The 13,109-nt window shown below is 60.8% G+C and carries 9 protein-coding genes; 4 read left to right on the forward strand and 5 right to left on the reverse strand.

Annotated elements, in window-relative coordinates; all coding sequences use genetic code 11:
• Positions 1 to 276 precede the first annotated feature (276 nt).
• The 4 genes from BLT77_RS13775 to BLT77_RS13790 form a co-directional block, all read right to left on the reverse strand.
• Complete coding sequence (locus BLT77_RS13775; protein ID WP_245709952.1) at positions 277 to 2,244, reverse strand: alkyl/aryl-sulfatase; 1,968 nt, start codon at positions 2,242 to 2,244, stop codon at positions 277 to 279.
• 294 nt (positions 2,245 to 2,538) lie between these two features.
• Positions 2,539 to 3,840 (reverse strand): alkaline phosphatase, encoded by a 1,302-nt coding sequence (locus BLT77_RS13780; RefSeq protein ID WP_090366329.1) that lies wholly within the window; start codon positions 3,838 to 3,840, stop codon positions 2,539 to 2,541.
• A 73-nt stretch (positions 3,841 to 3,913) separates the two neighbouring features.
• Positions 3,914 to 4,423 carry a hypothetical protein gene (locus tag BLT77_RS13785; protein WP_090366332.1) on the reverse strand — a complete coding sequence of 170 codons (510 nt, stop codon included), beginning with the start codon at positions 4,421 to 4,423 and terminating at the stop codon, positions 3,914 to 3,916.
• Positions 4,424 to 4,568: 145 nt separating this feature from the next.
• The gene (locus tag BLT77_RS13790) at positions 4,569 to 5,774 is read right to left on the reverse strand and encodes an OmpP1/FadL family transporter (RefSeq protein WP_090366334.1); all 1,206 of its coding nucleotides are present in this window, start codon (positions 5,772 to 5,774) and stop codon (positions 4,569 to 4,571) included.
• 228 nt (positions 5,775 to 6,002) lie between these two features.
• Between BLT77_RS13790 and BLT77_RS13795 the strand changes: the two genes are divergently transcribed.
• Both BLT77_RS13795 and ubiG read left to right on the forward strand, forming a co-directional pair.
• A complete protein-coding gene (locus BLT77_RS13795) occupies positions 6,003 to 6,269 on the forward strand; it encodes an acyl-CoA-binding protein (protein ID WP_090366336.1) in 267 nt (88 codons plus the stop codon).
• Positions 6,270 to 6,365: 96 nt separating this feature from the next.
• Positions 6,366 to 7,133 (forward strand): bifunctional 2-polyprenyl-6-hydroxyphenol methylase/3-demethylubiquinol 3-O-methyltransferase UbiG, encoded by a 768-nt coding sequence (gene ubiG / locus BLT77_RS13800; RefSeq protein WP_090366339.1) that lies wholly within the window; start codon positions 6,366 to 6,368, stop codon positions 7,131 to 7,133.
• A gap of 54 nt (positions 7,134 to 7,187) precedes the next feature.
• On the opposite strand, the gene BLT77_RS13805 is transcribed toward ubiG, so the two are convergent.
• On the reverse strand, positions 7,188 to 9,908 hold the full coding sequence (locus BLT77_RS13805) for a cation-translocating P-type ATPase (RefSeq protein ID WP_090366342.1): 2,721 nt from the start codon (positions 9,906 to 9,908) through the stop codon (positions 7,188 to 7,190).
• A gap of 458 nt (positions 9,909 to 10,366) precedes the next feature.
• On the opposite strand from BLT77_RS13805, the gene acsA reads away from it, so the two are divergent.
• Positions 10,367 to 12,112, forward strand: coding sequence for an acetate--CoA ligase (acsA, locus tag BLT77_RS13810; RefSeq protein ID WP_090366345.1), 1,746 nt, complete (start codon positions 10,367 to 10,369; stop codon positions 12,110 to 12,112).
• Positions 12,109 to 13,107, forward strand: a complete 999-nt coding sequence (pdhA, locus tag BLT77_RS13815; RefSeq protein ID WP_090366348.1) for a pyruvate dehydrogenase (acetyl-transferring) E1 component subunit alpha — start codon at positions 12,109 to 12,111, stop codon at positions 13,105 to 13,107. The genes acsA and pdhA overlap by 4 nt, the downstream gene beginning before the upstream one ends.
• The last annotated feature ends 2 nt before the right edge of the window (positions 13,108 to 13,109 follow it).

A 13,109-nucleotide genomic window follows, 5' to 3' on the forward strand; every position in this document is an offset into this window, starting at 1 on the left:
CCGCTGCCAGTTAGAGCGACTACCGGTGTCGGAGTTCCCATACAACAGAGTCAAAAGCCATAATTTACAGTCTGACGAATTGATGTTGGCCGTCAGGCTTAACAACACAACGACCGTAACCGGCAGCGACTGAAGCGCCGGCATCATTCTGCATGGACGAACGGCGGCGATTGGCCCGGAAGATTACTGCGGCAAAGACTGCGACACGCAGGCACGAAGGCACCGATCCGGTGCCATTACCGGATCGGCAAAAAAGTGGCAACCCTACCCGCCTCTCTAGGGCTCGATGATGGCGAAACCGGGCTCGGGATTGTCAAACAAACGGAAGAAGCTGACGATGTCGATCACATCGCCGGACACCTCCAGTTCGTCGTGACCCAGCAGCGAGCGCAGCTCTATGCGGCGGGTGGCGATGTCGATGAACAGCGAATGGGTCAGCACCAGCGCCGGTACTCCTTCCGGAACCGAACCGGCGATCTGCCGATAGGTCATCACACCATTGGCCACTTCCAGCAGGTAATACTGCTGCTTGTCGGTCAGGCCCAGCACAAACTGATAGCGCTTATCGCCGGCGGCTTCGTAGTCCAGGCGGGTCGCCCACACATCCAGGAAATGCACCATTGGCGTTTTGGCCAGCACCTCGGCCATGTTTTTCTCCATACTCGGACCATCGCGTTTCACCCCCTCGATCAGCTCCTGGGCACCGCTCAGGTAGACATCGCGCCAGGGACCGGACTCGGACTGGTAGCCCATCTGCCGATAGGCCTGAGCCAGCATCTGACGCGAGCGTTGATCAGAGGAGTCAAAAAACACCAGGTGGTTCAATAGCTCTGCTGCCCAACGGTACTCGCCGAGATCCAATGCCACCTGCGCCTTTTCCCGCATCGCCTGGGCGCCGCCGGCCAACTCGACGTAACGCCGGGCCACGGTGGAGCGCGGCAGTGGATCCAGGTGGGCCGGATTGGCATCGTACCAGCCGAAGTAGTACTGATAGACACCGCGAATGTTGTGCTTGAGGGTACCGTAATAGCCCCGGGCCGAGAACGTCTGCTTCAGCCCATCCGGCAGGCGCACCCGCTCGGCAATCTCATCGGCACTGTAGCCCTGGTTGGCAAACCTCAGGGTCTGATCGTGGATGAACTTGTACAGGTCCCGCTGCTTGGTCAGGAACTGCTGCACACTCTGCTGGCCCCACACCGGCCAGTGGTGGCTGCCAAAATAGATCTCGGCCTCGGCAAAGCGCACCCGCGCCTCGTCGATGTAACGGCTCCACTGCAGGGCATCGCGCACCTTGGCGCCGCGCAGGGTGTAGATGTTGTGCATGGTCTGCGACACCAGTTCGGCACCGCAGAACGCATTCCATTGTGGCAGGTAGAAGGTGAACTCCGCCGGTGCCTCGGAGCCGGGCACCATCTGAAACTCCAGGGTTACGCCGTCGACCTCGACCACCTCGCCGGTCTTATTGATCTCCCGGGTGGGTACCTCGACGCCGATGCTGCCCATGGCCACCGATTTCCCCAGCCCCAGATCCACATGGCCTTTGGGCGATGCGGTCAGGGTCTTACCGTACTGGTAGCCGGCGCGGCGCACCATGGCCGGCCCCGCCAGCAGGTTTTCGCTGGTGGCCTCCTTCATGAATCCGGCCGGGGCGATCACCTCGACGCGGTCACGATCCTGGTCCGCCAGCACCCCGTCTACGCCCCCGAAGTGATCGGCGTGGGAATGGGTAAAAATCACCGCCGTAACCGGTCGTTTGCCCAGCTGTTGATTGACCATCTTCATCGCCCGGGCCGCAGTCTCGGTGGTGGTCAGTGGATCGACGATGACCCAGCCACGCTCGCCCTTGATCACCGTCATGTTAGCCAGATCATAGCCACGCAGCTGGTACAGGCCCGGGGCCACTTCAAACAAGCCATGAATTGCATTGAGTTTGGCCTGGCGCCACAAGCTGGGGTTAACGGTATGGGGCGCCGGCCCTTGCAAAAAGCGGTACTGATCCATATTCCAGATCGGCTCGCCGTCAGCGTTGTGGATGATCAGGCTGTCATCGCTGGCGATCAGGCCTTTGGTCGCGCGATCAAAGTCGGTGCGGTCGTCCAGTTGCAGGGTGTCTTTCACCATATACTGGTGAGTACGGGTAAAATCCGACGCTTCCAGCTCAGAAAGCGGTACGGAGGCATCCATGCAGCCGGACAACAGCACCCCGACGGCCAGGAGAGTCGTTGTTATTTTCAGTCTATTCACCGTCAGTCCCTTCCCCTTATCCTAAAACGCCAACTTATCACGCAATTGTCCATTTAAGACTACATTTCAGCAACTTGGTTTCGCTCTGGTTCAGGAAAAGTGGACAAACCGGACGTATATCACCAGAGTATCCGGTGGCATTGACCCGGTGAGCCAGCATGAATGGCCACAACTTCGGCCAATGCTCGCGGCAACCGCTGGAAAGTAAAAATGAAGCAGTGACACACCCTGGACGGACAAAGACTGGAATGTCGTTCAGGCTCTGCCCGACCGGCGCCGGGCAGAGGCTGGCGATTAACGCTGAGCCTGAATGATCTCAGTCAGCTGTTTGGACAGGTCGATGTTGTCGTGGTGACCGACAAACCGCTGCGATTGTGGCCCCATGGCCCCCACCGGCACGTCGATGGCATCATGACCACTGGTGGTCCAACCGGTGTAACTGCGATCGCTGATGATCTCGGACAGGGCCCAATACAGCGCCTCTTTATCCTGATTCACCGACGCCAGACGAGCCAGCTCCGGCTCAGTAAAGGCAAATTCCACGTACCGGGTCAGAGTCTTGGCCATCTCGGCGGCGGGCTGGTTTAAGATCGCCTTCTGGATGGTGGGCAGCGAGGCACTCACCTGCTTTACCACCTTGGCATCCCACTGATACTCGCCGTTGCTGCCCAGGGTCAGGCCGCCGGTGGAGTGATCGGCGGTGAACACCACCAGGGTATCGCCATGGCGCTTGGCGTAGGCTTCCGCCACCTCCAGGGCCTTGGCAAAATCGTCCATCTCTTTCATGGCGCAGGCGATGTCGTTGCCATGGCCACACCAATCGATCTCACTGCCCTCCACCAGCATAAAGAACGGCTGCTTTGAGCCCTCAAACAAGCGCAGTGCGGTTGAGACCATGGCGCTGAGGCGATGGGGATGCTCCGAATCGATGGCGTACTCCAGCCCCTTATCGGCAAACAGGCCCATGGCCGGCGTTCGGGTCAAGCTGTCCAGTTGCGCCAGAGAATCGGTGTACTGGTAGCCCCACGCCACCATCGACTGCCCCAGGCCGTCGTGTTGCATCGGAAAATACCGCTGGCCGCCGCCGAGGATCACGTCCACCAGCGGTTGGTTCTCCTGCAGCCGGCGGCTGTAGTACTGCTCGGCAATGACGTCGTACTGGCTGCGCAATTCGGCGTGGGCCACGAAGCTGGCCGGTGTGGCGTGGTTAACCTGGGAGGTGGAAACAATGCCGGTTTGCCAGCCCAGACGCTTGGCCTCCACCAACATGGAGTCCAGGGGCTGCTTGTGCTCGTCGACGCCGATGGCGCCGTTGTAGCTTTTGACGCCGGTGGCCAGGGCGGTGGCCGAAGCGGCGGAGTCGGTGACCACGGTGTCGTCATGGGGAAAGGTACTGGCGCTGCCCAGCATCAGCCGATCGAACACTGTCGGCGTCACCTGTCCCACCTCGCTGTCGGCTTGGTAATAACGGTAGGCGGTGGTGTACGCAGGGCCCATGCCATCACCAATAAAGAAGATGACGTTTTTGGGCAGGGTGGAGGCCGCCGAGGCAGACGCGGACAGCATCGCCAGTGCCAGTGCAGAGGTGCGCAACATGGTAACAGGATCCTAAAATCATCAAGATTGAAGATACTGCCCTGATTTACCAATTATTTCCACAGTGTAACTGTTACAGCTTTTGCCATACCAGGGTAACGGATCCCTCGGCCGGGCCGGCATCGTAACGGGCACGCAGCGACCAGCCCGCCTTAAAGCCCTGGACGATGTTGCGACCGGCGGACTCTTTGCCACTGCGGCCGCAGATCTGCACCAGTACGCCGGAGCAGCGCAGCAGACGTTTGGCCTCGGCAAACAACCCCGCCGAACGGGACGGCGTGCACTCGGAGGTTTTCACCACCATCAACTCGACATCCGCCGAGTCTGGCACGTCACTCAAGCTCCCAACGTGCCACTCCATGATGCTGTCATCCGCATCCTCAGGCTTATGCGGCACCACATACCCGACCCGGTAGCCGAGCTTGGCCAGGCACTCCGCCAGCTCGGGCTCGACGCCCCAGGCCAGAGTGCGGGCCTGATCCGGAACCCAGTGCCGCCACCCCTGCTTCAGGTATCGCCAGGTATCGGCATGGCTGATGGCGGGCGCGACTGCAGCAGACTCGCGATGGGCAAATTGGCGCATAACTCCTCCTTGAAGCTTGCTTATGCCTCCATACTACCCCCCGCATCGTGCGGTTTATTGACCTGACACCATGAAAACTGTGATTTACCCCTATATAGGCATAGCCACCCTCTCTAATGGCGGGTTTACACCAACTGGTAAGACCTCAATAACGGAAATTGACAGCCAAGCCAATGAATTCGATAGCATTATTCCATTGTCCGCTGAACCGGCCCAACTGCCCCTGGTCCCCAAATGCCCGGTCAATCAGCGGTTCGCCGGCATCCAGATACTCGTAAAACAGCTGCGCCCGCCAGTGGTCATCAAAACGGTAGCTGGCACCCAAGCCGTAGCGGATGAAGGTGTCCACCGGCAGGTCCGGATATTGATAGGCGGGGTCGTCCTGGGGCGACTGCTCGTAGCCAATCCCGAACTCCAGCCGCCAGTACCGGTTCAGCGGCACGTGAACGCCCAGTGCGCCATTCCAGGTATCCTGCCACTGCCGGTCGATCTCCCGCACCGGGCGTTCGTTCAGCTCATAAGTGGTGGTATCAAGCACATCCAACCAGGTGTAACCGAAGTTCCACAGCACGGACAGATAATGGAACTCATGTACGCCGCTGAGTACGGCGGTGGCGGGAAAGGGGAAATTCACGCTGTCGGCCACCTCGCCGTCACGGCCGTTCAGGCTGGCGCGGCCTTCAAACTGGTGATCGGCTTTCATGCGAAAACTGACTCCGAGTCGATGGTCGTGGTTGAACTGGTACATCAGCCCCAGGTTGATGCCCATGTTCCAGCTGTCGCCCTCGACGAACAGCTGCCGCTGGGTCTCGGGAATGCCCAGGGTCTCCTCCAGCCTGGCGTACTCCAGCGCCACCCCCAGGGCCAGCGACCAGTTCGGGGTGATGGCATAGGCGATGCTTGGGTTCACCTGCAGCGACAGCAGATCAAACTCGGTCACCAGCAGGGCGCCACGAAAATCGGAGCCATAGTCCAGCGCCGAGCCCCCCCGGGACGCCAGCGACAGGCCGAAGGCCCACTCCCGGTTCAGCGGCTGAACCCAGTACAGCCCGGCAGCCAGGGCCGTGGTGCCGGCATCGCCGCCATCACTGCCCTGGGCAAACAGGCCACTGGAGCCGTTGTCTTGGTAGTGAATGCTGGAGGACACCATCTGCGACTGCACCGCCCAGGCCGGGCGCGAAAACCGCACCATCCCCGCCGGGTTGGAAAACGCGGTTTCGGCTCCTTCGGCAATGGCCGCCGAGCCGGCGCCGGCGGTGGACACGCTCATGCTGCCCATCTCAGCAAACAGCGGCCCTGCGGCCCAGCACGGCATCGCCATGCAGACCACCACACCCAGTATCCGTTTCATCGGTTGCTCCTCTCATCCCTGATAGCCACAAGGGTAGTTCAAGCCGGGCGGCGCTGCGCGGCAAACCCAATCAAAAAATTAGAAAAATGAGCAACCTGCAAAATTATGGCGCAGCAGCAATGGTGTCATAAACACGAGCGACACTATTCACCGCTAATTTGATCTGGCTCCTTTCACTCGGTGCGGATACACGCTAATTTTTAGACTGCTTACCAAGGAGAACGCAACATGGAAGAACTGAACCAACGATTTGAACAATCCCAACAGCAAGTCAAAACCCTGACCCAGCGCCCGGCCAATGAGCATCTGTTGTCTCTGTACGGGCTGTACAAGCAAGCGGTTTCCGGTGACGTGACCGGCTCCGCCCCTTCCATGTTTAAGATGGCAGAGCACGCCAAGTACCAGGCCTGGAAAGCGCTGTCCGGACTGGACGCGGCCGAATGCAAACGCCGCTACGTCGAACTGGTGGACTCGCTGCTGAAAAAGCACGGCTAATCCACACTGTAAACGGGCCTGACTCCAGGCCCGTTGATGATCCCCTTCCCTGCTCCCTGCGTACCTGTCAGTATTGCGTTTATTTGAGCCGATACCATGCTGCATCGAGACAAGCTTAGCCCGGCACTGGGCGCCAACCTGTCTGAGCAGGAGATTCGAAAGTTTGATGCCCTGGCCGAGGCCTGGTGGGATCCCGACGGCCCGTTTAAGACCGTGCTGGCCTTCAACGCCGTGCGCCTGCAGTACATCGAAAACACCATCGACGCCCATTTTTCAGCCCCCATTGGCGCCACCGACGCCGTCTCCGGGCAGCCACTGACGGTGCTGGATCTCGGCTGCGGCGCCGGACTGCTGGCCGAGCCGCTGGCCCGCCGCGGCCACCAGGTAACCGCCATCGACGCCAGTGCCCACAACATCGAGGTCGCCCGTCGTCACGCCCACCGCTCCGGCACCCGGGTGACCTACCGCCACTGCCTGGCCGGTGCCCTGCTTCAGGAACGGCGCCAATTTGATGTGGTGCTGAACACCGAGGTGGTGGAGCACGTACCAGACCCCAGGGCACTGCTGACCGAGTGCGCCCATCTGCTCAAGCCCGGCGGCTTGCTGATTGTCGCCACGCTCAATCGGACCATAAAGAGTTATCTGGTGGGCATTATTGGTGCCGAGTACGTGCTGCGCGCCCTTCCCCGTGGCACTCACGACTGGAACGCGTTCGTCACCCCCACCGAGATCATTCGGGCCATTGCGCCGCTGGGCTTTGAGATCAATGATCTGACCGGCATGAGTTACAACCCCTTTAGCCGCCGCTGGCGCCTGAGCCACAGCGCCGACGTTAACTACCTGCTGAGTGCCCGCAAGCTGTAACCCGCGCAACCGGCCGCTGCCCGTGCCGCTTAATGAAGGCGGTTTTTCCCTGCATCAGCGTCGGCCCCAGAAGGCCTTGTGGATCTCCATCACCACCAGCAGAAGCAGTGCCAACAACAGCAGCTGCAGCCAGTGCTGGAAGGAGACTGGCTGCACCTGCAGCACCGCGCTCAGCCCGGGCGTATACATGGAACCGATGTGGATCAGCTGGGCCGCCAGGGTGCCAAACAGCAACAACGGGTTCCTGACCGGGTTGTGGCGGAACACCGACAGCGTTTCCGAGCGACTGTTGAAAACCTGGACATTTTCAAACAACACCATCAGTAGCAGGGTGCCGTTTCGAGCCTCCTCGATGCTGTACCCCTGCATCAGCAACCACTGGAACAGAGCAAAGGCGATACAGCCTATGGTCAGTGCCGACACCAACACCCGCTCGATCATCACCCGGTTAAAAATCGCCTCATTGGGCGGTCGCGGCGGCCGGGAGAGTTCGTCTCCCTCGGCCGGTTCAAAGGCCAGGGCGATGTCCTGGATGCCATTGGTGACCAGGTTCAGCCACAGCAGTTGAACCGCCACCAGCGGCAGCGGTGTGCCGGTAATCAGCGCAAGGGTAAACAGCACCAGTTCCGCCGCGCCGGTCGAGATCAGCAGGAAGATCACCTTGCGCACATTGGAGTAGGCCACGCGCCCCTCCTCGACCCCGGCCAGGATGGAGCTGAAATTGTCGTCGGTGATGATCAGATCGGCAGTCTCCATGGCGACCTCGGTGCCGGTGGCGCCCATCGCCACCCCGACCTGGGCTGCCTTCAGAGCCGGCGCATCGTTGGCACCGTCACCGCTGACGGCAACAAAATGACCATGACGCTGCAAGGATTTGACGATCTCCAGCTTCTGCACCGGTTCGGCCCGGGCATAAACCCGCGCCGAGTCCGTAAGCCGATCCAGGCCATGATCGCTGTCGGCCAGCTTCAGATCCGCCCCGGTGACGATGGCGCGCTCATCGTCCGCCAGACGCAGTTGCTTGGCAACGGCCAGGGCGGTAATGGGGTGATCCCCGGTCACCATGACCACCCGGATGCCCGCCTCCTGGCAGGAGGCGACCGCCTGTGCCGACTCCGGCCTCAGTGGATCCACCATTCCCAACAACCCCAGGAAGGTCAGGCCGCTTAGCTGCCGCTCGGAGATCACCGTCTCCGGCGCCATCTCAATCTCTCCCTCTGCCACCGCCAGCATGCGGTACCCCTGTGCCGCCAGCGCCTCTGCCCGCCGTTGAATGGACACGCTCTCTATCGCCAGATCCTCGTCCCCCACCGCCATGGAACTGCACATGGAGAGGATCTTCTCCGGTGCTCCCTTCACCGACAGCAGTGTGGTTCCATCAACCCGGTTAACGCTGGCTGAAAACATGCGCTCGGACTCGAACGGGATGGTCTCGAGCTCTGGACAATCCGAAACCAGTTTCTCCTTGACCAGGCCCACCTTGCGCGCCATCACCAGCAGGGCAACATCGACGGCGTCCCCCTGTGCGGTCCAGCGCCCCTCACGAACCACGAGGTGGGCCTCATTACTGAGTACCGCGGCGCGAGCCAGCCGGTTCAAGGGCGAACGCTGCGCCTCGTCAGGGTCACCACCGTCCATGGTTATCTTGCCGCTGGGGATGATCCCCTCGCCCGCCACCTCAAGCTGGCTGCCATCCGCCAATTCAACCCGCTTCACCGTGATCCGGTTTACGGTCAAGGTGCCGGTCTTATCGGTTGCAATACAGGTGCAAGACCCCAGCGCCTCGACGGAGATCAGCCGTCTGACGATGACGTTACGGTCGGCCATCCGTCTCAGCCCGATAGCCAGGGCAACGGTCAACGCCACCGGCAACCCTTCGGGAATGGCAGATACCGCCAGTGCCACCGCCAGGAAGAAGATCTCTGCCAACTCGGTGCCCCGGGCGAAGGAGATGGATGCCACCACCATGGCCGCCACGCCAACAAACAGGGCCACCCGGCGGGTGAATCGCTCCATCCGCAGTAACAGCGGGGATTTGGTGACCGGCCGCAGCAGCACATGGGTGGCAATCCGGCCGATCTCGGTGGCCAATGCGGTATTGACCACCACGCCCAGGGCCCGGCCCCGCTCGACCATGGTGCCGGCAAAGGCCATGTTGCAGCGATCCCCCGGCGGCGTCAGGGGATCGAGCACCAGATCCGGTTTCTTGCTCACCGCCAGAGACTCGCCGGTCAACAGCGATTCGTCGATGACGGTGTCATGGGCACTGAACAGACGCAGATCCGCGGGAACGCGGTCGCCGGACTCCAGTGCCACCACGTCACCGGGGACCAACACACTCGCGTCCTTGTCATACAGTTCCCCGTCTCGAAGGACCCGCGTCCGGGCGGTCACAATCTTCTGCAGCGCCTCGGTGGCTCGTTGGGCCGAGTACTCCTGAACCGAGCCGATGATGGCGTTAAGGATCAGGATGGCGGTAATGAACGCCGCATCGGACCAGGCGGTCGTCACCGCAGACAGCAGGGCCGCAGCGAGCAGGATATAGATAAGCGGGCTCTTAAACTGCCGCAAAAAGATGACCAGCATGCTCGGCGGCTTGCCACTGGGTAATTGATTTGGGCCGTAAAGGGCGAGGCGCTCGGAGGCTTGCGACTCCGACAGACCCTGGCGCGAGCTATGCAGCAATGCCAGCACCTGTTCGATGGCAACGCTGTGGGGCTGGACCAGGAACCTGTCGTTATCCCGAACCTTGCCAGCATCGGGGCTTGCATCCATTTTTGCCACACCACAACTCCCTCTGTCGACGGTTCGGTTTATAGCCCATGGTGATGAGTATAGATTCTTGATCGGATTGTCGAAAAACAGCTGCCGTCATTCGCGAGGCTGGGGCCGATGCCCCGGGCTCAACCAGATCGCGGCAACCTTCGCGCTGTCGCGGGTTTACGGCCTTTTTTGACTCACCCCGTCTGACGCCATACAGCCTGAAATATATTAAAAAAATTCTGTTTTACACGCCTGTTTTGAGTACCAGCGACTATGCTTTTGAACAGGCCATCGATAGCGGCAGGAACCCGCGGTGATCCCAAGCACATAGGGCCTCACCAAGGCTTCAGGTGCCCCTGCGGGAAGGCTTCCTTGCCCGACGGTGGATATTTGTTGCTATTTCAAGGCCCGGACGCCGCAGAGGGCGCCTGGGCCGCTCAACAACCGGGACGCTGTGTATGTGTGCACGGATGATCGAAAAATCACTGCCTGGAGAGACACCCCCCAACCTGCTGGACTACTCCCGCGCCTACAGTGAATTCCAGTGGCAGCAGGCCCCCTGCCCGCTCCATGGTCTGCCCTGCGGTGGCATCAACATCGCCCACGAAGCACTGGACAGCCACCTTGACCAAGGCCGCGCCGATAAGCTGGCCCTGCGCTGGATCAGCAAACAGGATCGGGTGGTGGATTACAGTTATCGAGACCTGATCCGGCAGAGCAGCCGCTTTGCCAGCGTGCTGGCCCAGCTGGGGTGCCCCCCCGGCAGCCGGGTCTTCAGCCTGGCCGGTCGCTTGCCGGAGCTGTATATCGCCGCCCTGGGCACCCTGAAGGCCGGATCTGTCTTTACTCCGCTGTTTTCCGCTTTTGGCCCGGAGCCCATCCGCTCCCGCCTGGAGCTGGGCGAAGCCAATCTCCTGCTGACCACTCAAAGCCTGTACCGCAAGAAGGTTCGCACCTGGTGGCGTGAGTTGCCCAACCTGCGCGCCATCCTGCTGATCGACGCCGATAGCTGCGATGAACCCGGTTGCCACCCGATGGCGGCACTGATGGATAAGGCGGATCCGGACTTCCCCTGCTATCCGACCCGGGCCGAAGATATGGCGCTGCTGCACTTTACCAGCGGCACTACGGGCAAACCCAAGGGCGTGGTTCACGTGCATCAGGCGGTGCAGTTACACAAGTTGTCGGCGTATTACGCCCTGGATCTGCATGAGACCGATATCTACTGGTGTACCGCCGATCCCGGTTGGGTCACTGGCACCTCCTACGGCATCATCGCCCCACTGTGCCTCGGCGTCACCATGATCGTCGATGAGGCCGAGTTTAACGTTGAACGCTGGTACCGCCTCTTGCAGCAGCAAAAAGTGACCGTCTGGTACACCGCCCCGACGGCGATCCGCATGTTGATGAAGGCCGGCGCCGATCTCTGTGCCGACTACGATCTGTCTGCACTGCGATTCCTGGCCAGTGTTGGCGAACCCCTTAACCCAGAAGCGGTGATCTGGGGGGAGCGCACCTTCGGCATCCCCTTCCACGATAACTGGTGGCAGACCGAAACTGGCGCCATCATGATCGCCAACTATGCCAGCCAAGCGATCAAACCCGGCTCCATGGGGTTGCCGCTGCCGGGCATCACCGTCGCCCTCGTTCGCAGCCTGGACTCGAACCAGGTTGAGACCATTTGTGAACCCGACCAGGTCGGTGAACTGGCACTGAAAACCGGGTGGCCGTCGATGTTTCGCGGCTACCTGCACCAGGAGGAGAAATACCGCCACTGTTTCCGCCAGGGGTGGTATCTCAGCGGCGATCTGGCGACCCGGGATGATCAGGGTTACTACTGGTTTGTGGGACGGGCCGACGACCTGATCAAATCCTCCGGCCATCTTATCGGTCCATTCGAAGTAGAGAGTGCCCTGATGGAACACCAGGCGGTGGCCGAAGCCGGAGTCATCGGCAAGCCGGATCCCATCGCCGGGGAGCTCGTTAAGGCCTTTGTCGCCCTAAAACCCGGCGTCGAACCCACCGATGAGTTGCGCAAACTGCTGCTGGGACATGGCCGTAAACGGCTGGGAGCCGCGGTCGCCCCCAAGGAGATCGAGTTCCGGAACGCCCTGCCAAAAACCCGCAGCGGCAAGATCATGCGGCGCCTGTTAAAGAACCGGGAGCTGGGGCTGCCCGAGGGCGACACCTCAACCTTGGAGAGCGACGAGCAATGACCAACAAACTGCACATCAACCGGGACCACCTGATCCAGCAACTCAAGCGGATGTTGCGCATACGCCGCTTCGAAGAGAAGTGCGCCGAGCTCTATGGGCAGGAGAAGATTCGGGGTTTCCTACACCTCTATATTGGCGAGGAGGCCATTGCCGTCGGCGTGATGTCGACGCTGCTGCCGCAGGACCAAATTGTGTCTACCTACCGTGAACACGGCCACGCCCTGGCCCGGGGCCTGTCCATGGGCAGTGTCCTGGCCGAGATGTATGGCCGCACCAACGGCTGCAGTCGCGGCCGCGGCGGGTCGATGCACCTGTTCCACCGGGAGCGAAACTTTTACGGTGGCAACGCCATTGTGGCCGGGGGACTGCCGATGGCAAACGGCCTGGCGATGGCCAACAAAAAGCAAAACAGTGAAGCAGTGACCGTCTGCTTTTTCGGCGAGGGTGCCGTGGCCGAGGGCGAGTTTCATGAAAGCATGAACCTGGCGGTACTGTGGCAACTGCCGGTGCTGTTCATCTGTGAAAACAACCGCTACGCCATGGGGACGGCACTGAGTTTGTCGGAATCAGAGATGAACATCGCCAAAAAAGCCGCAAGCTACGGCATGGAGGCGGTCCAGGTCGACGGCATGAACGTGGTCGATGTCGAAACCGCCGCACAAACCGCCATCGAACACATTCGTGAGCATAACCAACCCTATTTCATGGAGTGCCAAACCTACCGGTTCCGCGGCCACTCCAGTTTCGATGGCCAGCTGTACCGCGATAAGGAGGAGGTCGCCCGCTGGGAACAGAAGGGCCCGGTGATGCGGCTGATCAAGTGGCTGAGGGACAACAACCATTTCCAGGATTCTGAGCTGGACGACATTGAAGCCGAGATCCGCGTGGAGATAGAGACCGCCATCCGCTTTGCCGAAGCCGGTGAATGGGAGCCCGTTTCCGACCTCTACAAGGACGTGTATGGCCCCACCGGCGTGAAGTCACAAGGAACTTAGTC

This window comes from Ferrimonas sediminum (genome assembly GCF_900100175.1).
In the GTDB taxonomy this organism is placed as follows: Bacteria; Pseudomonadota; Gammaproteobacteria; order Enterobacterales; family Shewanellaceae; genus Ferrimonas; species Ferrimonas sediminum.

Excerpts from the sequence above, each read along its gene's own strand:
- BLT77_RS13780 (WP_090366329.1), bottom strand. The coding sequence starts at position 3,840 with ATGTTGCGCACCTCTGCACTGGCACTGGCGATGCTGTCCGCGTCTGCC.
- BLT77_RS13785 (WP_090366332.1), bottom strand. The coding sequence starts at position 4,423 with ATGCGCCAATTTGCCCATCGCGAGTCTGCTGCAGTCGCGCCCGCCATC.
- BLT77_RS13790 (WP_090366334.1), bottom strand. The coding sequence starts at position 5,774 with ATGAAACGGATACTGGGTGTGGTGGTCTGCATGGCGATGCCGTGCTGG.
- BLT77_RS13795 (WP_090366336.1), top strand. The coding sequence starts at position 6,003 with ATGGAAGAACTGAACCAACGATTTGAACAATCCCAACAGCAAGTCAAA.
- ubiG (WP_090366339.1), top strand. The coding sequence starts at position 6,366 with ATGCTGCATCGAGACAAGCTTAGCCCGGCACTGGGCGCCAACCTGTCT.
- BLT77_RS13805 (WP_090366342.1), bottom strand. The coding sequence starts at position 9,908 with ATGGATGCAAGCCCCGATGCTGGCAAGGTTCGGGATAACGACAGGTTC.
- acsA (WP_090366345.1), top strand. The coding sequence starts at position 10,367 with ATGATCGAAAAATCACTGCCTGGAGAGACACCCCCCAACCTGCTGGAC.
- pdhA (WP_090366348.1), top strand. The coding sequence starts at position 12,109 with ATGACCAACAAACTGCACATCAACCGGGACCACCTGATCCAGCAACTC.